Here is a 22,811-nt window from a genome sequence, read left to right on the forward strand (position 1 = left end):
GGCGCTATTTCTATAGCATAACAAGTAGGCCAAGCATGGACGCAAAGCAAGACGCTGTAAATCAAGGAATCAATGTCATCGACACGATAGAAATAGCAGGTGAGTTTATCATAGAGCAACGTCACCGCCATGAGCGGCGGCAACGTCAATCAAATCACTGTTCTCGTTACGAGCGTCGATTACACAATCGACGTAGCATCCATAGAAACAAGATTGATATTACAATCTAATGATGGTGATGGTGCGGTTTGGCATGTCTAAAACTATGCGGTAATAATTCCAACATAAAGCTACGCGCACCGCGACGTAAAATACTTATCGCAAATAGAATCGTCACAATGACTAAACTTAAATAACGCCACCAATCATCTTGCCAATGTGGTGCTAGTGTTAACCAAGGTTTGGGTAATTCAGGTACCCAATACATAATTCCCAGACCCAATAACAAGGCTACAGTGACAATCGCCATCACCACCGCTATTGCGATGTGCTTACTTTGGTTATCTTTAATAAAGCGGTATAAATCTAAATTAAGCGTTGGTCCTACTAAACTAAAGGCAACAACAGCACCTGGCGATACGCCAGCAATAAGCATAATCGCTAATACAGGGGTAATACCCGTCGCACAAAAATGAAAAGGTAACGCGATCAAGATCGCGAGAACCACTTGCAACCAAGGTTCTTGCTGTAAAAACTGCCAACCAATCGTCGGAGTAAATGTTGCAGCGGCAATTAATCCAAACAATACCCAAGGCGCGGTGTGATCAATTAAATGCGCAAAGCCATGTTCAAAAGCATGCTTCAAACGCGATGTAGATTGTTTTAGCTGTTCAGGTGTCGCACATATTTTGGTATTTGAATCATCTTTCTTAAACAATAACCCAATCAATAAACCCAAGGTTACCGCTAAAATAATCGCCATCACTAAACGAATACCAACCCACTCAGCACCTAATAACGGCAATGAAATAAGTAATGCATCAAACCCTATCACAGGCGACGCCACCAAAAATGACACTGCTAATGCAGAGCCGCAGCCCGCTTTAATCAACTGCTTATACATGCTTGATGCATCTGGAATACAGATCGGCAGAGGTAAACCAATCAGTGTGCCTTTTAATGCGCCAGCGACTGGGCCAGTACTGCGTAATTGGCCAACCAGATTGAATGCAGGTTTCACAAAGTTAATCAGCCATGTCAGGATATAAGCAAACAATAATGCGGGGGCCGCATGTAACGACAAGCTCACAAATCGTAATAAGGTTTCAGCTGTTTCATTACCGTGGTCATCATGTCCTACGTGGTCATCGTGTCCTACATGATCATCATGTCCGACGTGGTCATCGTGTCCTACATGGTCATCGTGTCCTACATGGTCATCGTGTCCTACATGGTCATCGTGTCCTACATGGTCATCGTGCCCTACATGCTCATCGTGCCCTACATGCTCATCATGTCCTGCGTGGTCATCCGCGTGTAACGCAGATGAAACCGTCATTTGTGATATCGTCGTTTGTGATACAACGGCCACGTCTTCCGAACCGTGATCATGCGGCGCATAACCTAACCAATGTGGCAGTAATACCGCAAGTAAACAGATAGCACCAATCAAGCTCCCCGTACCAGCGGCAAATTTATCACGTTGAGTTTCTTCACCATGTTCCTGCTTATACGGCTGATGAAATACCACATGTAGAATAGAACCCATCACTAACGCTTGGAACCAGATCAACCAGTTACCACTATCATGTGCAATCAGTTCTCCACCTAGCCAAGTACCGGCAACCGTTGCTACTGACATCGCCGTTAATACCGCTAGCGGTAACGCCCTGCCATAATGCGGACGTAACAGCCACCATACGGTAAGACCAACGGGAAAACGATGCAGTACCACACCGATTGCCAATAAATAAGCCGTTTGATCATCTCTAATCGCCAGCGCACCACCATCGGTGAGCGCGTGTAATACAAGACCGAACACACCTAATATCAAGGTAATAGAATGAGTTTGCTTTGCGACTTTATGGAATATTTTTTCTACCATACCCGGGCCAAATAAGCCAACGAGCATCAGTCCGAGAACGGCAATACCGCCACTTTCCAGTAATTCAGGCAAGATATGGAATAACACCAAACCGCCAATGGAAACAAAGATAAAACTATCAAAGAAAGCAAAACGATCAGATTTAGAACCGACAAATTTACATAAATAAGGGCCAAGGAAGAGCGTCGCGATGCTCAGAAATAAAAGTAAAGACATGGTATAAACACGAGGTCAGTAAACAGGTGTTATAATATAACATAACAGCCGTGACTGATGCCAGCCAGAATTGTTATCTTATAACAATTCTGGCTGGCATTAATAAAAAATAGCTTTAATCAGCCGTAGAGGAGAATTATTTTATAACTTTAATGTTATGTTTTTCTAATAAATGTACATATTCTAACGACGCATCTTCGTCAGTAATGACCATATCAACCTGATCGAATTGATATAATGGCGTATTGTGCACTTGACCAAATTTAGAAGAGTCAGTGATAACAATATTTTGTGCACCTTTCTCTAAAATAGCCACACCAACATCAGCACGCATCATATTACGACTGGTAAAACCGGTATTTGGATGCAGACCATCGATGCCTAAGAAGGCTTTGGTAAAGTGAGTATGTTTGATACAAAGACGCGTCAAGGTACCTACCATACTTTCACTTTCATGTTGGTAAAGACCACCTAACACGATGATCTTAACATCAGTTTCTTTCATTAAATGGGCAATGTAACTACTTGGTGTAATGATAGTAACATCACTACGTTTACCTAATTCTTTAGCCAGTAATGCATTCGCACTACCGCCTTCAATCATCACGGTTTCACCATGTTCAACAAGGCTTGCTGCACACATCGCCATTTTACGCTTGTGTTCATAATTAACCGTAATACGATGAGACACGTTATCGGTATTATGTGGAGTAGCACCACCATGAACACGACGGATGAAACCTTCTTTTTCTAACTTGTTCAGATCATGACGGATCGTAACTTCTGAAACACCCAGCTTAGTCGACATTTCGCCAACAGAAGCACGTCCCTTTTCATTTACAAGATTAATAATATCAGTATGTCGTTGCTGCATGATTGCTCATATCCCACACAATTTAAGTTACCTATTAAACAGATAGTACCACTTTCACCTGAAAGTCATAAGTACTAATTAAAACTACAAATTGAAACACTCAAATACATAGTATAACTGAGAGCTTCATCGCTAATACTAAGTTTAGCTTATTGTACCGACCATGTTTTTTCATGCCACGTTTGTATGATATAGGAAATTTCATACCAGTCGTGTGCACTCGTTACTCTTTCTCTGAACGCTTTATTATGCGGTTGTTTTATCATAATGCAATTATCAACCCCAGCATTTTTCGCATCCAGCAAGTTATCATATTTATCATCTACAAAAGCATGGATCTCATGCGTCTGCTTAATCTTGTTTAAATAAGTCGCTTTTGACTCACCAAACTCAACAAAAAATATATCTTGAAAAATATTACCGAAGCAATGATACATGTTTGCTCGACGCAGCGCTTCCACCTGAGGGTCACGACTACACGCGGTAATACAAAAAATATCATAACCTTCTTGGATTAGTTTAGTTAGAATTCGCGAAGCACCAGGCAGCGCATCTAATGCACCAAACTGCCAACTAGATGCAAACTCTTTTAATATTTTAACATCTTGACCTTCTTTAACACCTAACCATTCGCATAAATCCCATGCTAAGGGTTTACCAGTCACTTTTTTATTATATTGGTGATTAACAAACTCACGTAACCGAGAACCAAAATCTAATACCGTATCATCAATATCAATGACTATCGCTTTCATAGGCGTATTTCCATATTTTGTGATCTTTTATATTCTGATAAACAATATAAAATAAAATGACATAAACTGAAGAACAATATTACATAGATACCAAGTTATGTATATTTAACTTCTATGAAATCAGGTATCCAATACTAACGTAATAGTCAGAAAATCTAGAGCACTATTTTCCTTAAAACCGTAATGATTACATGCAAACAGGCATTAAAAAGGCACCCTTAGGTGCCTCATTATTATTTAATCTCTCTGCGGGAATTAAATCACGCGAGAAAACTGTTGTTGACGTGCACGTTGACGTAAATACACATCAAAACACATGCAAATATTACGGATCAATAGTTTACCTTTCGGCGCTACTTGTAGCATATTGCCTTCAATAATAACCAGTTCATCGTTAATGAAGGTTTGTAATAATGCCATGTCTTCAGCAAAGTAAGTGGCAAAATCAAGGTTGAATGTCTCTGCAATTTTGTCCATATCAAGTTCAAAATTACACATCAATTGCTTGATCACAGCACGACGAATAGAATCATCTTCATTCAAACCAACGCCACGCCATTGCGCATGACCAAGTTCGTCCACTTGCTTATAATATTTTTTCAGCTCTTTTTGGTTTTGCGAATAGGCATTACCTATTTGGCTAATTGATGATACACCTAAACCCAATAAATCACTTTCACCTTGAGTGGTATAACCTTGGAAGTTACGGTGTAATATCCCGTTGCGCTGTGCAACCGCAAGCTCATCATCCGGTTTTGCAAAATGATCCATACCGATAAATTGATAACCGTTGTCAGTTAAAAATGCAATCGAATCTTCTAAGATAGCTAAACGATCAGAAGGCGACGGCATATCTTCTTCTTTCATTTTACGCTGACCAGCAAACAAGCTTGGTAAATGCGCATAATTAAACACGGTTAAACGGGCCGGATCTAAATCAAGCACACGCTCTAAGGTTTTATGAAAGGTTGCTTTGGTTTGATGTGGCAAGCCATAAATTAAATCAATATTGGTCGATTTAAAACCGAGTTCGTGTGCCCGTTTAATGATCGCAAAAATAAATTCTTCATCCTGCTCACGGTTTACTGCAACTTGCACTTTTTTATCAAAATCTTGCACACCAAGACTTAAACGATTAAAACCAACTTCAGCTAATAAATCGATAGTACTCAGTTCAATTTCACGCGGGTCAACTTCAATCGAAATTTCTGCATCATCATCAAAATTAAAGCTGTCACGTAGCACATCAATCAAACGTTGAATTTGTGGCTGCGTTAAAAATGTTGGTGTACCACCACCCCAATGTAATTGCGATACATTACGATTTTTGAAAAATGGTGCCTGTTGCTTGATCTCGGCCTCGAGTACATCAAGGTACTGATCGGCTTTATGTCGATGGCGAGTAATAACCTTATTACAACCACAGTAATAACAAAGCTTATGGCAGAAAGGAATATGCACATACAATGACAACGGCTTATCTGGTGTCTCGTCGCAAGCAAAGCGAAAGTCTTGATAACCAAAAGCTTCATCAAATTCCAACGCAGTTGGATAAGATGTATATCTTGGACCACTGTAATTATATTTTTCGATCATAGCCTGATCCCAGACTAATTTTTGATTTAGCATATTCATCCCCTAAGACATATCACGGCAGTATGCCGAAAATAAACATCATGCCGTTTGTCTTACATCATAATATTACCGATTAACACCGTTATTTATTAACATTCAAACGTTGTTAAGCGGGCTACGTCTTTTTGCACACGTTCTGCATATTCACCTTCAAAACGAAAACGATCTAAATCAAATTGCATACGTGCTTTTTTTGATATTTCACTGCGAGCATCCATGATTGGCATATGTTTTACCTTATCATAAAACGCATGTAAATCAGGATATTGCAGCACCCAATCAACAGGTTCTGCAGCAGGTATAGCCGCCAATAATTTACTGATACGAATAGTGCCTTCTGACAGGTCACATTCTTCACGTCCCATCGCTTTGGCAATGATCTGTACACTTTCAGTGATACGGACTTTACGTGCAGCAATGGCTTCATTTTGTTGATTTAGCTGCTGCACTTGCTGTGCTTTCACACGATACAGTAAACGTCCCGCATACACTGATAATGCCAGAATGATCAGGCATCCGATGCCCATTAATATCATCCAACTCGCTTGCATTATTAGTCCTCTGCGTCGTTATTCTTTAACTTCTTCTCTGTTGCTAAGAAACGTTCATACAACTCATCTTCCGATAATTTTTCATGATTAGTTTGCAGTGATTTAGCATCAAGTTCAGCCATCATCTCTTCATCCCACTCATCTTCGTCGTAATCTTCTTCAAACTCTTCGTCATCAGCATAGCCAAGTTCTTCAAGTAAGAATTGATGGCGTTCCACACCTTGATCGACATAGGCTTGGTCATCACTGTTTAACACTTCATTGTTATCTAAACGTAGTAATAGACCACTTAAGCGTGCATCATTTTCTAGTTTGTCTAACTCTTGCTCAAACGTTAATACTGGTGCAACAGACTTAACTTCAGCTTTCGGTTGTTTCACTTTAATAATCGCAGGTTGTGCAACTGGCGTCGGTGTCGTTAGCAATTGAATCGGAGCTTTACTGCCCACTCTTGGATCGCCCGACTTACGTGAACCACCCGTGCCTTTTTTACCTTTTACAGCTTCAGTGGTTTTATTACCTGATGCTAAACCTTTACGCTTTTTTAAACGTTTGTGCTTGCGCGCTTCTACCGCTTGGGTATTGGTTTCACGTTTTTTACGATCTGATTTAGCAATAGCCAACGGGCCGCCTGAACGTTCTTTTCTTTTACGAGTCATAGTTTTCTCTGTTTTAAATCTGTCTAATAACAAGGTTCACAATAAGCTTGTTTACAACATTGTTGATTAGTGGGTATCGTATTTCGCCTTATTTAAAGATAGTCAATTTACCGATCTTTATTAAGGACATAAGTAGGCAATTCTTTAAGTGAGCGCAGACTACCAAAAAAGCAAGGAAGAAAAAAGATAATTTAGATAAGATGAAAATAAAAAACTCAGCCGAAGCTGAGTTTTTGACGATATTAAAATGCACTCACTAAACAAAAATGATTAGTGAAGACCACCTAGATATTTAGAAATAATTTCCATATCTGCTGGTTTCATTTTATATGCGATATCATGCATCATGCCGTTTTGGTCATTTGCACGTTCTTGGCTGCTAAATTTCTCTAGTTGCGCTTTAATATAATCGGCATGTTGGCTAGATATTTTCGGGAACTTAGCCGTTTCACTGCCGTTACCACGTGGACCATGACATGCGGCACAAGCCGTGATGCCACGTTCGAGATCGCCACCACGATATAATCGTTCTCCAGCAGCAACCACATCTTCAGGTGTTTCTTCAGGTTTCATGGTTTTCGACGCATAAAACGCCGCAAGATCCTGGATGTTTTGTTCAGTTAACATTGCCGACATACCCATCATGGTTGGATCATTACGACCCTTTTCACCACCGGTTTGCATCGCCAGTTGAAAATCTTTCAACTGCTTAACAATATACGACGCATTTTGCCCCGCTAACTTAGGATAGATACTGACTGGACTATTACCATCAGCACCATGACACGCTGCACATGTAGCGGAAATGGCTTCACCCGCAGCTACATCCCCTGCAGCTTGAGCGGTACCCATTAATCCGATTAACATTGCAAAAGATAAGACAAGACTTTTCATAGCATTCCACTTGTTATTTTCAGCTTCCGATCCCATGTCACGGCGTGACATGTTACACTTATTATTATTCTATTTGACTATTTTACACATTTTCAAAAAAAAGTAATCATTTAACACAATTTCAATGAGAGATATTAGATTGGATAACAAAAAGATACACTTCGAAAACGCTGCGTTTAGGATTAGTGCGCCAGACATTAGTCACCTAACAGATGATTCGGGCATTGAAATTGCTTTCGCAGGGCGATCTAATGCAGGAAAATCAAGTGCATTGAACACGCTGACACGCCAAAAAAGCTTAGCAAGAACCAGTAAAACCCCTGGCCGAACGCAACTTATTAACGTATTTGAAATCGAAGAGGGCAAACGCCTCATCGATTTACCGGGTTACGGTTTTGCTAAAGTACCTTTTGAAGTAAAGAAGAAATGGCAGAAAGCCTTAGGTGAATACTTACAAAAACGTCAGTCATTAAAAGGCATCGTGGTATTAATGGATATTCGTCACCCATTAAAAGATTTAGATAAACAATTAATTCTGTGGGCTGTCGACTCTGAGATCCCAGTGATGGCGCTATTAACCAAAGCAGATAAGTTAAAACAAGGCGTGCGCAGTAAAACAGTTAAAGAAGTCAAAGAAGCGGTAAAAGAATTTGGTGGTGACGTAACAGTAGCACCCTTCTCATCATTGAAACATACCGGTATCGATGTGCTTAAAAACAAACTATGCGAATGGTATGCTTTGGAACCTGCAACAAACATTGCCAGTGACGACGATGAAGCGTTTGAAGATAGCGATGTTGACTACGTTGACGAAGACTAATTCAAACACTGAATTTTAGGCAAAAAAAACGCCTCGTCAAAAAGTGACGTGGCGATGAATAATAAATTCAATTTGAAACAAAAGGTTTGAAACATAATTTCGAACCTCCATACCCTACCCCGTTAATATACGGCAAACTTATTTCCACCGAAAGTAAAAAACGTTATTTAGTTACATTTTTTGTGACAGGGCGCACCTGGAGCGTTATTTTATGTATAAAAACAACAAAACCAGCCTTAAGACTGGTTTTAATTTCATATTTAATATAATAATTGAAGTCGATTAGCGCTGCTTTAGCGCTTCATTAGACATTAATGCGCTTCATCCCAGTTATCACCCACACCCGCTTCAGCAAGCAGTGGTACATCTAACGACATTGCCGCAGCCATCAGTTCTTTGATCTTCACAACATACGCTTCAACATGTTCTGCTTTAATTTCGAAGACTAATTCATCGTGCACCTGCATAAGCATACGAATAGAATCTGTTTCTACAGTCTCCATCCAACCGGCAACATTAATCATCGCTTTTTTGATAATGTCAGATGCGGTACCTTGCATTGGTGCGTTGATCGCCGCACGTTCCGCCGCCATTTGGCGCATTTTATTACGCGCGTTAATTTCTGGTAGATATAAACGGCGACCCGATAACGTTTCAACATAACCCTTATCTTTAGCTACTTTACGCGTTTCGTCCATGTAGATTAATACACCCGGGTAACGCTCGAAATAGCGCATCATGTATTGCTTGGCTTCTTTCTGTGGGATGTTTAACTGACGACCTAAGCCGAATGCACTCATGCCATAAATAAGCCCGAAGTTAATCGCTTTGGCACTACGACGTTGATCACTAGTGACTGCATCAAGCTCAACAGAGAATACTTCCGCTGCTGTTGCGCGGTGAATATCTTTACCTTCCGAAAACGCCGTTAGCAGCCCTTTATCTTGGGATAAATGCGCCATAATACGTAATTCAATTTGGCTGTAATCCACAGCGACATATTTATAACCCGTTTCAGGAATAAATGCCTGACGAATACGTCGACCTTCACCGGCACGAACAGGAATGTTCTGTAGATTTGGATCGCTTGATGATAAACGACCAGTCGCAGTAACCGCTTGATGATAAGAGGTATGTACCCGCCCGGTTTTTTCTTCAATCAAGGTAGGTAGTTTATCGGTATAGGTTGATTTCAGTTTACTTAAACTGCGGTATTCTAAGATGATTTTTGGTAATGGATAATTGAGTGCCAGTTCTTGTAACACGTCTTCTGCTGTCGACGCGGCACCTTTTGGCGTTTTCTTAATCACCGGCAATTCCATTTTCACAAATAGAATTTCTTGCAGTTGTTTTGGCGAGCTTAGGTTAAATGGTTGCTCGGCAATTTCGTGTGCTTTAGCTTCCAGCTCCAACATACGCGCTCCGAGTTCAACACTTTGCGCATCAAGTTTTGATTTATCAATCAATACACCTTGGCGTTCAACAGTCGATAAAATACTGACTAGTGGTAATTCAACTTCGTTAAACAACGCCACTAATGTTGGTTCTGCTTCAATTTTTTTCCACAATACATTGTGTAAGCGTAACGTAACATCGGCATCTTCTGCTGCATACGGTGACGCTTGCTCTAATTCAATCTGGTTAAAGGTTAATTGTTTTTTACCTTTACCGGCGATCTCTTCAAAGCTAATGGTTTTATGCCCTAAGTATTTATCCGCTAAACTGTCCATATCATGGCGCGTGGCAATACTGTTATAAACATACGATTCAATCATGGTGTCATACGCAATACCCGCTAAGTTAATGCCGTAGTTTGCTAACACTGATTTGTCGTATTTTAAATTTTGGCCAACTTTTTTGGCATTACTGTCTTCAAGCAATGTTTTTAATGACGCTAATACATGGTCTCGATCTAATTGTTCAGGTGCGTCAATGTAGTCATGTGCAACCGGTAAATAAGCGGCTTCGCCTTCTGCCACGGCAAATGACAGACCCACTAACTCAGCTTGTATATAATTAAGACTGGTGGTTTCAGTATCGAACGCAAACAGATCGGCTTTTTGTAACTTCTCTAACCAGCGATCAAAATCGGCTTGGGTTAAAATCGTTTCATAATTACTGCGATCAATTGTACAAGGCGCAACAACGTCATTACTGTCAGACTCACTTGCCGCTGAACTCGATTTTGCTGCTTTACCCGCATACACATGCTTAGTTGCATCAGCACCATCTAATAACGCCGCTAACCAACGTTTAAAGCCCATCTGCTGGTATAACTCAGCCAATGCAGCGGTATCTGTTTCTGCGATCGCCAGATCATCAAGGGTTACACCCGTTTCAACATCGAGCTTGATCGTTGCTAATGCATAAGACATTTCTGCACTGTCTTGATGTTCGATCATCTTTTTAGCCAGCGTTTTCGAACCACGGAAACCTAAAGGGGCAATGCCCTCTAAGTTTTTGTAGATATCCTTAATACTACCCAATCCCTGCAATAGACCTAATGCGGTTTTTTCGCCGACACCCGGTACGCCCGGAATATTATCGGCCGTATCACCCATGAGAGCTAACAGATCAATGATCAACTCTGGCGGCACACCAAATTTTTCTTCAACGCCTTGTGGATCTAACACGGTATCCGTCATGGTGTTGATCAGCGTGACATTCTCATCAACCAACTGCGCCATATCTTTATCACCGGTGCTGATCAAAACAGCCCGACCTTCGGCACTGGCTTGTTTGGCGATCGTACCGATCACATCATCGGCTTCCACACCCGAAATACAGATCAGCGGCAAACCCAATGCTTTAACAGCATTATGCACAGGCTCGATCTGACAACGGAGATCATCCGGCATCGGTGGACGATTAGCTTTATATTCTGAGTACATTTCATTACGGAAGGTCGGACCTTTGGCATCGAAGATCACCGCGATATGGCTAGGGTCAAACTGGGTTAATAAACTCTTTAACATGTTAACGACACCATACACAGCGCCCGTTGCCATACCTTCAGCATTAGTTAAATGCGGAGGCGAATAGAAAGCGCGAAACAGATACGAAGAGCCATCGACAAGCACAAGGGGATTGTTAGGGATCGTAGACATAAAAATTAAACTCAATGAATTAAATGATGGATAGACTAAGCATGCCACAAGCCGCGAATTCACGCTATGTTGATGATTAAAATATATCTCGCGATCAGATCTTAACCATTCGATCATAGATCTTGATCTAACTGTGGATAACTCTGTTAACAATGACGATCAAAAAAATAGGAAATCTATAAAGATCTTAATCGCAACAACTAAAAATCAGTTAATAACAACCACTTACACGAACAACCCGTAAGATCCAAAGTTATCTAACGATTTTAGAATATGTGGAAAAGAATCTTACACCACGGTATTTTATGTGCAAAAAGAAGTCATGATGATTAAAAATAATACACTAGGTAAGTATTGGAATGTTTGATTTATGTTAATAAAGAATGATTTATGGCAGAAAATAAAAAGCCGGTATCAATCAAACTTCTCTATTATCGAGGGATAAGAAGTTTGATCTACCGGCCCGAAAAAATTCGGTTTACCCTGCAAGGAGTAATGGATTAAAATTAACCCGGAAGCAATGTGAGCAATGTCTTGTCCTACCGAAATAAATACTAACTTCCTGAAGAACAGGTTAACAATAACGATTCTCATTTGCGTTGGCAAGTGTTTATTTATATAAAGCTAAAATAATTGCAGTTAGTCACAAAAATAAAAAAGCTTCATTAAGTATCATGTTCAAAGACTGAAACACAGAATAGCTGACGGCGTAAAGCAATGCGGATAATCGAGAATAGCGCGTTAATACGGAAGCGTTGGAATTATAAAGCAGCAGAAAATAAAAAGCCGGTATCAATCAAACTTCACTTTTATCGAGGGATAAGAAGTTTGATCTACCGGCCCGAAAAAATTCGGTTTACCCTGCAAGGAGTAATGGATTAAAATTAACCCGGAAGCAATGTGAGCAATGTCTTGTCCTGCCGAAATAAATACTAACTTCCTGAAGAACAAGTTAATAATAACGATTCTCATTTGCGTTTGCAAGTGTTTATTTATATAAAACCAACATAATTGCAGTTAATCACAAAAATATAAAAGCCTCATTTAGTATCATGTTCAAAGACTGAAACACAGAATAGCTGACGGCGTAAAGTGATGCGGATAATCGAGAATAGCGCGTTAATACAGAAGCGTTGGAATTATAAAGCAGCAGAAAATAAAAAGCCGGTATTAATCAAACTTCACTTTTATCGAGGGATAAGAAGTTTGATCTACCGGCCCGAAAAAATTCGGTTTACCCTGCAAGGAGTAATGGATTAAAATTAACCCGGAAGCAATGTGAGCAATGTCTTGTCCTGCCGAAATAAATACTGACTTCCTGAAGAACAAGTTAATAGTAATCATTCTCATTAGCGTTTGCAAGCTTTATTCGCTAAGAAAGTATATTTCTTTATATTATTTTTTGCAGGTAATAAAAAACCCAGCCGAGGCTGGGTTTGGTGTTTAGATATATAAGCTTACTGTGTAGCAATAGTAATATTATTTACTTTAAACATTAATTCATCAGTGTTGCCATTATAGTTATATGAAGTATTACCATACTGACTATCACCTGAATTACCATGTAGGTCAGCGATGTTAACTTTAAGATCTGTAATAGCCTGACCTTCCAAAGCTTCCGCAGCGGTATAATCCACGCTATACGATGAATCTAAATGTTCAACGTCAAGAGTAATGCTGTAAGCACCAAACTCAATATCAGAAGCATCTATATCAACATCTGCTGTATCTGCTGTATCTGTTGAATATGTTTTGCCATCAAGTACCATTCTAAAGACAGACGGTTCAGTTGTTGCTGTATAATTAGCTTTAGGGGATATAGCTTCATTAAAGGTTATAACTAACTTCCGAGTGTCCGTAATATCAGCAGGAACAACATTATCGGTATATCTACCACTGAACACTGCACTTGCAATCATCGGAGGTAAGGCATCACGAACAACAACTTTAGCCGCTGATGCATCAATACCGTTTGAATCAATCACTAAACCATCAAACGATAATTCTGCACCATGGTTATCGTTTGCAAGCGTAAAGATATTATTTACGTTAAAGGTAACAAAATCTTGTGCTACAGAGTTATCAACGCCCCCACCGTTACCGTTAGCAGGCACGCCATTAACAATATCAAATGAAGTCAATAAAGTCTCAGTTAAACTCGCTACAGCAGTTTGTGTTGGTGCACCTGTTTTCCAGCTTATATTTTCAGAGAAAGCTACTGCAGTTACGATATCGCTTCCTTCCCATGCGGTGAACTCACCCTGATCATAGACACTTGCACCTGAAGAGTTAGAAGTCTCATTATCATCAGCCACTAGAGTCTCTAGGTCTAAAATAGCAGGAGCAAGTGTAATGTATGGATAACCAAGACTACCAGTAACACCAGATGTTACATTCTGACCACCATCAATTTCCACATTGGAAGCTGAAACACCTGTGACTAGGTTACCAGCAACGTCAACAAGGTATGAATTTTGAATAACAGTCGTTGGTGCAACTTTGTCAACAAGCTGTGTTGATGCTGGTACACCTACAACACCAAATACATCCGTTGCAGTAACCGTCACAATATGCCCTGGTGCAGTGTCACTGATATAAAATACTGTATCATCGCTCTCAATATTAGAAGTAGTAATATTATCTACAGTAGTAGAAGTAAGAGTTCCATCTTCAGTTCTAATAACAGAACCAACTGAGTCACCCTCTTCATCTGTTACATTAATAAAAGCGAAAGCCGTATTATCAGGGAGGTTAATTACAACTCTTGCGGTTGTAGTCACTAATACATTCGATACAGGTCCATCAACACCAGATACTGTCACTAGTTGAGTAGCAAGTGCTTTTAATAACGTTTGAGTATGACCTGAATTATCATTCAGTTGTTCAATTGAATGAGAATCCGCAACAGTAACAAGCGCCGCATTATGCGTACTCAATTCCGAAAATTCTAGCGTGTCAGCAAATGTTTGAATTATCGTCAGATCGCCAGCTAGTTCCGCTGAAGCTTCATAACCTGTTAATGTATACTTGATATATTTATCATTAAGCGCTAGTTGATCTTTTACATCATTTTCATCAAATGCGTTGCCAGTACCAGAATCATCTTCCACTAATTCATTTTCACTCGCATCCACAAAATCCGCACGTTCAAAGTACACATAAACTTCCTGCCCAGGAAGAATCGCTTGCGCTAAGTTCAACTGGATAGAATTATTTGTGATAATACTCGTTGCAGTTACATATTTACTTGTACCGTCCGAATTTTTGAAAACGACTTTAATAGTACTCTCGTCTAACCCACCTGCAGTTGTGTTCAAAACACTAACAGATTCAGAAAAATAAAATACTAAGCCGCCTTTAAGCGCAGTACCATCTTCTCCTTTTGCTAGAACCCCTGCAGATGATGCTTTTTCAATATTAATTACAAACGGATGAATTTCATCTGCAACAACTTCTCTTGTTACAAAAATCTCACCCCAGTTCGAGACAATTGCTTCTTTCCCCGTAGTTAAAGCTACAATAATGCTTACGTCACCGGTTTCATCTAGTATTGATTCACCATCAACGCGATAATCTTCAACTAACACATTAAAGCTTGAATTAGCTGGTAAATTTTCAGCCACAAATGCACCGTTTGCATCAGTAGTTACAGCGAAATAAGTTGATGCGATATCAGAAAATTCACCATCACCGTCATTATTATTACTTGTTAGACCTTCGTCAACACCAACGAATTCAAGCGTTACTTTTTGATTAGCAATCGCTTCACCCGTTACACTACTACGTAATGTCGCTTTTACTGACGCCGTTAATTCGGGTAAATATAAGTTTTTTGCTTGAGCCGTAAAACCGTCGATATAAACATATTGCAAAGTATCTGAAATAGCTGTTGGCGAAGCTTGAGTGCGACCACCTAAGTGACTCTCAGCAGAAACACTGATCACTAATGGCACTGCAGCCAATACATTACTATCTGCATTTAACGCTACATTCACCGCAGCAACATCAGAAAATGCATAATAACCTAACGCATCCGTTGTTGTCGTTTGCGTACCGATAGACACATTAGCGCCCTCTAGTGGGTTACCATTTGAATCCAGTACCACACCTTGCACATTACCAACCAGTTGCTGGCGTTGTTGCTGCACAAAATTTGATTCAGCTTCAACATACTGTTGCTGATTGTAAGTTTCAGCATCATCACAACCAACCATAGGGATAGTGATCGCACCAATTAATGCCGCTTTAACCGCTGTTGAAAGCAGTGTTTTTTTACTTATTATCATCGTTTCATTCCTTTAAAACAATTAATCAAGATTGATATTTTTCGGTAATTTAAAGCGTTATTCTGAAGAAATAACGAATTTGATCAATATGAAAAAATGTTGAAAATAAATTGATGAAAAGTGCTAATAACATGAGTCTAAAGATAATTTAATTAAACGTTTACAACCAAGTGACCATGATAAACAGGTTGTTTAAGCCTAACTAAGCTGTTGATTGAAACAATACCAGTTAGTAACAGGTTGTCACATAAACCCTAGGGTTAATTATTTTTAATGAGTGATTAACTATGAATGCTCCCAGACGTTATCCGAAAAGGTAATAACCCTCACTCATAAGCATGAAACTCCATACTTAGCTCATGATAAAGTTACCTACTCTCAGCAATTGAGCTGCAGCAATATAAAATAAATTTAATACAACGCGCATCACAGTAAACGCTAAGATAAAGCTGTTTTATTAGACATAGACGGGATTTATTGTGAAAAGATATCTAATCGGTTTGCTTATATTGAGTTTTCCACTAAGTGGCATTAGTGCTGAGCAAGTAAAAAGTAGCATTGCAGCTGAACAAATAGAAAATAAAATCAGCCAAAATTATTATTCACTCGGTGTTAGCTACCTAGACCCTGTCGCATTAAATGCATCTTTTGCGACGACTGGCGGTTATATACTGTTGGGGCATCAATTTGCGCCTACATGGTTAGATAACAGTGATTTTTCCATTGCGGCAGAAAGTAAATTGTCTTTTGGTTTAAAGGGCGAGCAACACATTGATGATTATAACAGTGGTTATGTCATCAGAGAGGGTAAATTAACTTACGCAGCCTCACTGGTTATTAAGCTAAATTATGCGATTAACGATACCTTCACTGTATATGCAACGTCAGGTATTGACCATTTCGCTTGGCAATATCAACTCCAAGATCAAAATTCTGTCTATAACAATATGACGTTTGAAGATAGTAATACTGCGGTGGCTTGGGGATTTGGCTTAGACTATCAGTTTACCGATATTGCGATCACCACTGAAGCTAATGCATTAGGATTTAATTTGGGGCTACGAAAAACATTTTAATCAGAGATAACCTGAGGCTATCTCTGATTATGATTATTTTCCTAACTGTTTCTCGACTGACTTAGCATAACCAGCAAGCACAGTGGCATGTAACGTGGCCGGTATTGCTTGCAAGTGTGCAGCAAATTTAGCCCGTTGCTCTGCAGACACGCTACTTGCCGCTTGTTTATATGCCGCAGTTGCATATAATTGCTCAGCAGCTAATAAATTAGTCGCATGCAGGTAGTAATTCGTATCTATCGTTTGATCGATACGCTCAGCCAATTCATTCGCATCAGCAATATCATCGACAATGACATCACCAAAAGTAATATTAACGTGACCTTTAAAACCGTTAATACCTTGCACGATACTGTCGATGTCTTCAAATTCAGCTTTATTATACTCACCAGCTGTTGCTAATTGACAAAGCTCATTGGCTTTCGCCGCATCGTTTGGATCGTATTCATAAGAGATAGTCACGGGCACGATATTTAATGATTTCATGTATTCTGGAAAGCTGATTTTCTGGCCCTTACCATGCATATACATCATTTTTAAAATCGCAGGATCCGTTTGGTCATTGCCATCTTTAGCACGACCTTCTTTTTGAGCAATCCAAATCGACTGTTGCTCCGTTTGTATTGAATGCGCAATATAACCCGATAATGACTTAAATGCGGCCATCATTTCACGTACACCCTTGACTGAACGTTTGACGATGAAACTTTTATTTAAGCGCATCAAGTCGGATACAAATGGCTTTTTCAATAAATTATCACCAATCGCAATACGCACAGTATCAAAACCATGGTGATGCAAAGCCCAGTTTAAAAATGCCGGATCCATGGCAATATCACGGTGATTAGAAATGAATAAATAATTCTTATCTTTATCCAACTTCTCGGTACCATTAAAGGTAACCTGAGTGGTGGTGTTCGCAATCATTTTTTGCATATAAGCGATCACTTCGTGCTGTATTTCACTCACACTGGTGATGTTGCGACATTTACGGCGCAGAGCCATGCGGATCATTGGGAATATCACCCAGCTAAAATGCTTGATCAAGCGCGGAAACTGGAAATGCGCGATCGCAGTAATAAATTCGTTATCGTTAACTAAGCGTTCAACAACACTTGCTATTTCGTCATCATTAAAAGGACGAATATCATCATATAAACCCACGGCTGTTGCCATTCGGCACCTCAATTGCGTGTAAATTAAAAACGTAAAATTTCAAACCTGGCGATTATACCTTAAACTACGAATACATTACTGTACTAAAACAAAAAGGCGCTAAACTTTACACTTATAGGTGAGTAAGTTTAGCGCCTTTCGCCCTCGAGCAAAACTAAGTTACATTAACTCAATTTTGCAGCGGAGCATTTGCTGTTATATTCGCTTCGAATGTAATAACACGTGCCAGTTTGGTTAATAACACACCATAAAGTGGTAAGAATATTATCAAACTGATCAGCAGTTTAAACCCATAATCAACCGTCGCAATTTCAACCCAGTTAGCCGCCATAAACGGATCGGCACTTTGATAAAATGCCACGGCGAAGAAAATGATAGTATCAATTAGATTACCAAATACCGTTGATAATACTGGTGCAACCCACCATTTTTTTAATTGTCTTAAACGATTAAAAACAACAATATCCAGCGCCTGTCCGAATAAATAAGCCAAAAAGCTTGCCAGCGCAATACGGCCAACAAAACTATTAAACTCGCTTAAACCAGCGAACCCCTGATAACTACCTTCAAAGAACACCACAGATAACGCATACGAGACCAACAATGCCGGTAGCATAACTTGCGCAATAATGCGTTTCGCCATGCCAGCACCAAATACTCGAATAGTCAGATCGGTCGCTAAAAAGATAAACGGAAAAGTAAATGCTCCCCACGTGGTGTGGAAACCAAATATATTGATTGGCAGTTGGACTAGATAGTTGCTCGCTGTGATCACTAAAATATGAAAACAAGAGAGACAGATCAACGCTTGACGCGTCTGCATTGCAGTTAATTCACGCATAATAAACCTTTTTAGTTAAATTCATGGGGTTAGGGAACCCATGCAAATTGTATCCGCCTTTTTCAAGTGAAAGGAGGCGGACGGGCATTATACAAAAGCTGACCTTCAATTCAATAAAATTATATTTCAGATATAAAAAAAGCCATTAAATAGCGTTATTCAATGGCTTTTTGTTTTATTTAGCTTTTGTCTGTGCGCGTTCTTGTTCCCATTCCACTTTATCAATGCGTTTATCATGCGCGGTTAAGGTGTTTTGAATACCTTTGCTTACTTTGACTAATTGCCAGCCTACCCAACAAGTAAAAACGACAATCGGATTAATGCCGAGGCTGTTTAGCAGGGAAATAGCAGGAAAATCCATTACAGCACCGCCCGTTTATTTACCCATTGTTCCATGGCCGTGCGTAACATCCGTCTAAATCCAAAGGTGTCGATATAAACCATCGCCAAGCCATACCAGTAATATTCCGGTACTTTATCCAATGAATCAAAACCCAAAGACACGTAATTGGCATAATCAGGAATGAAACACAGAATTAACGGCGCAGTGGTCAGTAATAATAAATATTCATCTTTCCAGCCACGTCCATTAAGACTAATTTCATCCAGCTTGGCCGCGTTCGTGTCACCTTGCGCGACTCGTTTTGCTTTTGCCTCAGAAATAGCAGCTTTTAATACGCCGTCTTGTTTAATTTCATCGGCCTTATTTTTACGTACTGCATTGAACGCACTAAACCCGCCAGTCACTAAGGCTGTTAATAATGTAAACATTATAAAAGTCCCCACTGCTTAAGATATTTAATTGAATAAGCGGCAGCTACGCCGCCCACAATTGTTATCGCTATATTTTTATAGTCAGTCTTGGTCATGCCATCGCTACCCCTTTTTGCGCCATGGTTAAGCCGTAGTATTTACCGACTTCCATGCGTGACATAGCGTGAATAACTTTAGCTAATTCAGCATCATCATTAACGTTAACAACTTGGCTTTGCGCAATGCCCGTCCAATCGCTGACATTTTTCGCATACAGGTTAGTATCGTTTTCATGGCTTGGGGCAAAGCGATTAATCATTTGCTCAAGCGTAGTGAAACCCTGTCGAGCATAAGAGCGCAGCACTTTCGCCGCGGCTCTAAAACCGTAAGCGGGATTTTTAAAACGGGCGAATCGTTCGCCGTTATTACTTAACTGGCCGTTCCAATCATTGCGCTTGTTATATTCAATATTAAGCGGGTTATTGTTTTTTACGCCAAGCGGTAAAGTTGCTTTATAGGTCATGTAGCTAAGTCCCCCAATTAAACAGATGCTTGCGACAATGATGGTTTTGTTGGCCATACCACGTCCTGTGCATCGTTAAAAGTTTGTGGAATATCGCGCAGTGCTTGGCGGTATTGGCGAAATGGTGTCACATCAACACTTTTATCTTCTGCCGCATTAATAAGGTCGTCTGCAGATTTTAAAAGAGGCTCACGCGCTTGTCGTACTTCAGTGAAATCAGAGAATTTCAATGTCACATCACTTTCACTGACATCATCAAGTAACATACTCACAGCTTCTGAAATTGAAATTAAGCCACCCACAACAGCAATTTGTTTATTACCAACTAATACAATCATGATTATGCTCTCCAACTTTTATCTAACTCAGGGAATACACCCCAACGGTCAAAATCAACAACGCCATTAACCACGCCATAAAGACAAATTAAGAATTCACCTTCATCATTAGGGATAGAGTTATCGCCTAAATTAATTGAACCATGACCAATTCCACCGCTAAGGTTTCCCGCTCTAGACGTCGCTTTAGCTTGAGCGCCTCTCGTTTCCCATCCGTTGCCATGACTGATTTGACTTGCCCATCCGGTTAATGAACCTGAAATAACTTTAACAATCGCCGCACCCGTCATCGCACCTTGATGATTACCACGTGCAAAAAAATTATCTAAGCGACTAGGATGGGTATTTGCAGAGCGTCTAAACTTAACGCGCAGTATGGTAAACGAACTATTCACATAGCTATTACCAATAACATTTGCTCTAAAATCAGCTGCAATACCTTTGCCCGTAAAATCAGTATCATTTCCACTGCCGGCATAAATAATCGCCTCTTTAGTAACGGTCAGTTCTTCACAATAAAGTGTTCTCATGCCGAGAATTGAAGAATCGTTAACGACTTCGAGTCTTTGATTACGCGTTAAAAGCACATGTGGTAATTCACCGTGTACGTCATTTAAAACACTGCTAACACGGCCATATTGAGCAGTGATAAAATTATCCAATGTAGTTTTACTGGTATTAACCAAGGTATCAAAGGTTGTTTGCATCGCTCGGATTGCGCCGCCTTTGATGCTGTCTAATAAGTCCTGGGCTTTTATAACCAACTGCCCAATGGCTTGGAAATTATCCATTGTTTAAATGTTCCTTAATTTCGTTACAAATTGGGGTTAACCGTGGCAGCGTATTGGCTGCGACTGAATCGGCTAATCCGTGCAAATCGTCATCTGAATTAATAGCCTGATGTTGCAATGAGATAACCGCAGTAGTCAGGGCTATCTGATTGCTGTAAACGCCCTGCATCATTTGCAGTGCGTTTACTTCATCGGGCTGTAAGTTTTTTAAATGTTCCGTAAGTGGGTCAAAGGTAATGACCGTTCTACGGGGTAACATTTGACTCATCGGTGTATCTCCAATAGCGCAATTTTTAACACCGTATTACTGTTGTTATATGCCCACAATTCACCACCGCCCGTGATAGTCATTCCCGCAGGGGCTTTTCTGTCCCCTAACACAGGTAAACCCGCCACCGCTGATACATCTTTATCACCTAGCATTGCTTCGGTTTCTGCATCGCTGATATTTTGGATAATGGCCTCAAGTCGCACGACTGAGGCATTAAACAAACGGGTCTTACTGTTCGGTTGAATTTCTATATGAGGGCGGCTAATAAAACGTTGTGCAATTTCAGTTCTGGTATTAACCACAGCTCTAATTTCACTAATCGCCATGCTCTCTGCAAACTTCACTTTTGCAGGTGGCGTAGTAATAATTTTATGTTTAGCCAATTGAATGACGGCATTAATAACGGCTGTATGTGGATTAGATATTTCCAGTTCTTTAAAACTGGATATATCTAAGGTATCCCCCGCATCAACACGGATACGCTCACCGTTATCACTGCGAATATATAAATATTCTTGTGATTCACGCACAATCAGCCATTTGGCCGAACTAACGGCAAAGCGTTTAGTTCCACTGGGTTGTAAGGTTAGCTTTTTCATTTAGCCCCCTTAATCGCCATGACGGTAAAACCAACGCCAAGCACAACGGCTACCGCAATAGCGACTTTACTCATTTCACCCGCCGCACCAATTTGGCTACGACTAGCGGTATTTTCAGCCATGACCAACGCAGCACGGGTGTTCTCTCCCGATTGCGAGGCCATTGCTTTAACCGCTGACATTGAACTTTCGCTATTTTTTCGCATGTTATCCATGGCACCACGACTGACTGCGCCATTTTCGGCCATAGCGTTTTGCGCCGTGTTGCTGCTTTCTTTCAGCGCATCACGGCCAAAATCAAACGCAGCACCCAATGTTTCAGTATTGGCATCAATCGCCTTTGAGCCTAAATCACTGGCTTCTTTCATCGCAGCGGTATTACTCAGTAATGCCGCCTTGGCAATATCACCCGCACTTTTTACTGCGCCGTGGTCAGTGGCCATAATGTTAAGGCTTGAGCCTTTCGCAATATTGACACCAGTCAGCACAGTCCCGAGGTTGTCACCACTAATGGCACTCGAACCCGAGGTATTGGTATTGGTTGTTTTATTGGTACTTTGAGTACTGCCACCACCTCCCATTTAACAGCCCTCCAAATCTAA

21 protein-coding genes are annotated in these 22,811 nt (G+C 40.2%); 2 read left to right on the forward strand and 19 right to left on the reverse strand.

Going from position 1 to position 22,811, the window contains the following annotated elements; genetic code table 11:
- Window positions 1–226: 226 nt before the first annotated feature.
- From HRT96_RS13425 to HRT96_RS13455, 7 genes are all read right to left on the reverse strand, one after another.
- Window positions 227–2,260 carry a permease gene (locus HRT96_RS13425; RefSeq protein ID WP_293157522.1) on the reverse strand — a complete coding sequence of 678 codons (2,034 nt, stop codon included), beginning with the start codon at window positions 2,258–2,260 and terminating at the stop codon, window positions 227–229.
- A 136-nt stretch (window positions 2,261–2,396) separates the two neighbouring features.
- The gene (locus tag HRT96_RS13430; RefSeq protein ID WP_293157525.1) at window positions 2,397–3,134 is read right to left on the reverse strand and encodes a DNA-binding transcriptional regulator YciT; all 738 of its coding nucleotides are present in this window, start codon (window positions 3,132–3,134) and stop codon (window positions 2,397–2,399) included.
- 149 nt (window positions 3,135–3,283) lie between these two features.
- Window positions 3,284–3,889, reverse strand: coding sequence for an HAD family acid phosphatase (locus tag HRT96_RS13435; protein ID WP_293157528.1), 606 nt, complete (start codon window positions 3,887–3,889; stop codon window positions 3,284–3,286).
- Window positions 3,890–4,144: 255 nt separating this feature from the next.
- Window positions 4,145–5,518, reverse strand: a complete 1,374-nt coding sequence (gene hemN, locus HRT96_RS13440) for an oxygen-independent coproporphyrinogen III oxidase (RefSeq protein ID WP_293157531.1) — start codon at window positions 5,516–5,518, stop codon at window positions 4,145–4,147.
- 95 nt (window positions 5,519–5,613) lie between these two features.
- Window positions 5,614–6,075: a DUF2489 domain-containing protein gene (locus tag HRT96_RS13445; protein WP_293157534.1), complete on the reverse strand. Its 462-nt coding sequence runs from the start codon at window positions 6,073–6,075 to the stop codon at window positions 5,614–5,616.
- Window positions 6,076–6,077: 2 nt separating this feature from the next.
- A complete protein-coding gene (gene yihI, locus HRT96_RS13450) occupies window positions 6,078–6,734 on the reverse strand; it encodes a Der GTPase-activating protein YihI (RefSeq protein ID WP_293157537.1) in 657 nt (218 codons plus the stop codon).
- Window positions 6,735–7,004: 270 nt separating this feature from the next.
- Window positions 7,005–7,628, reverse strand: coding sequence for a c-type cytochrome (locus tag HRT96_RS13455; protein WP_293157539.1), 624 nt, complete (start codon window positions 7,626–7,628; stop codon window positions 7,005–7,007).
- Between the two features lie 139 nt (window positions 7,629–7,767).
- Between HRT96_RS13455 and yihA the strand changes: the two genes are divergently transcribed.
- A complete protein-coding gene (gene yihA / locus HRT96_RS13460; RefSeq protein ID WP_293157542.1) occupies window positions 7,768–8,448 on the forward strand; it encodes a ribosome biogenesis GTP-binding protein YihA/YsxC in 681 nt (226 codons plus the stop codon).
- Window positions 8,449–8,759: 311 nt separating this feature from the next.
- Here the strand turns inward: yihA and polA are convergent, their stop codons facing one another.
- Window positions 8,760–11,555 carry a DNA polymerase I gene (gene polA, locus HRT96_RS13465; RefSeq protein ID WP_293157545.1) on the reverse strand — a complete coding sequence of 932 codons (2,796 nt, stop codon included), beginning with the start codon at window positions 11,553–11,555 and terminating at the stop codon, window positions 8,760–8,762.
- 1,457 nt (window positions 11,556–13,012) lie between these two features.
- Window positions 13,013–15,841: a carboxypeptidase-like regulatory domain-containing protein gene (locus HRT96_RS13470; protein WP_293157548.1), complete on the reverse strand. Its 2,829-nt coding sequence runs from the start codon at window positions 15,839–15,841 to the stop codon at window positions 13,013–13,015.
- A gap of 479 nt (window positions 15,842–16,320) precedes the next feature.
- On the opposite strand from HRT96_RS13470, the gene HRT96_RS13475 reads away from it, so the two are divergent.
- Window positions 16,321–16,917, forward strand: coding sequence for a hypothetical protein (locus tag HRT96_RS13475; RefSeq protein WP_293157551.1), 597 nt, complete (start codon window positions 16,321–16,323; stop codon window positions 16,915–16,917).
- Between the two features lie 33 nt (window positions 16,918–16,950).
- Here the strand turns inward: HRT96_RS13475 and HRT96_RS13480 are convergent, their stop codons facing one another.
- The 10 genes from HRT96_RS13480 to HRT96_RS13525 form a co-directional block, all read right to left on the reverse strand.
- Window positions 16,951–18,093 (reverse strand): 1-acyl-sn-glycerol-3-phosphate acyltransferase, encoded by a 1,143-nt coding sequence (locus HRT96_RS13480; RefSeq protein ID WP_293157554.1) that lies wholly within the window; start codon window positions 18,091–18,093, stop codon window positions 16,951–16,953.
- 169 nt (window positions 18,094–18,262) lie between these two features.
- On the reverse strand, window positions 18,263–18,934 hold the full coding sequence (locus HRT96_RS13485; RefSeq protein ID WP_293157557.1) for a 7-cyano-7-deazaguanine/7-aminomethyl-7-deazaguanine transporter: 672 nt from the start codon (window positions 18,932–18,934) through the stop codon (window positions 18,263–18,265).
- A gap of 175 nt (window positions 18,935–19,109) precedes the next feature.
- A complete protein-coding gene (locus HRT96_RS13490; protein WP_293157560.1) occupies window positions 19,110–19,295 on the reverse strand; it encodes a hypothetical protein in 186 nt (61 codons plus the stop codon).
- Window positions 19,295–19,705 carry a hypothetical protein gene (locus tag HRT96_RS13495; protein ID WP_293157563.1) on the reverse strand — a complete coding sequence of 137 codons (411 nt, stop codon included), beginning with the start codon at window positions 19,703–19,705 and terminating at the stop codon, window positions 19,295–19,297. The genes HRT96_RS13490 and HRT96_RS13495 overlap by 1 nt, the downstream gene beginning before the upstream one ends.
- A gap of 94 nt (window positions 19,706–19,799) precedes the next feature.
- The gene (locus HRT96_RS13500) at window positions 19,800–20,267 is read right to left on the reverse strand and encodes a structural protein P5 (RefSeq protein WP_293157566.1); all 468 of its coding nucleotides are present in this window, start codon (window positions 20,265–20,267) and stop codon (window positions 19,800–19,802) included.
- Window positions 20,228–20,548 carry a phage tail assembly chaperone gene (locus tag HRT96_RS13505; protein ID WP_293157569.1) on the reverse strand — a complete coding sequence of 107 codons (321 nt, stop codon included), beginning with the start codon at window positions 20,546–20,548 and terminating at the stop codon, window positions 20,228–20,230. The genes HRT96_RS13500 and HRT96_RS13505 overlap by 40 nt, the downstream gene beginning before the upstream one ends.
- A 2-nt stretch (window positions 20,549–20,550) precedes the next feature.
- On the reverse strand, window positions 20,551–21,339 hold the full coding sequence (locus HRT96_RS13510; RefSeq protein WP_293157571.1) for a hypothetical protein: 789 nt from the start codon (window positions 21,337–21,339) through the stop codon (window positions 20,551–20,553).
- The gene (locus HRT96_RS13515; RefSeq protein ID WP_293157573.1) at window positions 21,332–21,607 is read right to left on the reverse strand and encodes a hypothetical protein; all 276 of its coding nucleotides are present in this window, start codon (window positions 21,605–21,607) and stop codon (window positions 21,332–21,334) included. Before HRT96_RS13515 ends, HRT96_RS13510 begins: the two co-directional genes overlap by 8 nt.
- Window positions 21,604–22,209, reverse strand: coding sequence for a hypothetical protein (locus HRT96_RS13520; RefSeq protein ID WP_293157576.1), 606 nt, complete (start codon window positions 22,207–22,209; stop codon window positions 21,604–21,606). The genes HRT96_RS13515 and HRT96_RS13520 overlap by 4 nt, the downstream gene beginning before the upstream one ends.
- On the reverse strand, window positions 22,206–22,790 hold the full coding sequence (locus HRT96_RS13525; protein WP_293157579.1) for a hypothetical protein: 585 nt from the start codon (window positions 22,788–22,790) through the stop codon (window positions 22,206–22,208). The genes HRT96_RS13520 and HRT96_RS13525 overlap by 4 nt, the downstream gene beginning before the upstream one ends.
- Window positions 22,791–22,811: the final 21 nt, after the last annotated feature.

This window comes from Moritella sp., from assembly GCF_013215705.1.
Lineage (GTDB): Bacteria > Pseudomonadota > Gammaproteobacteria > Enterobacterales > Moritellaceae > Moritella.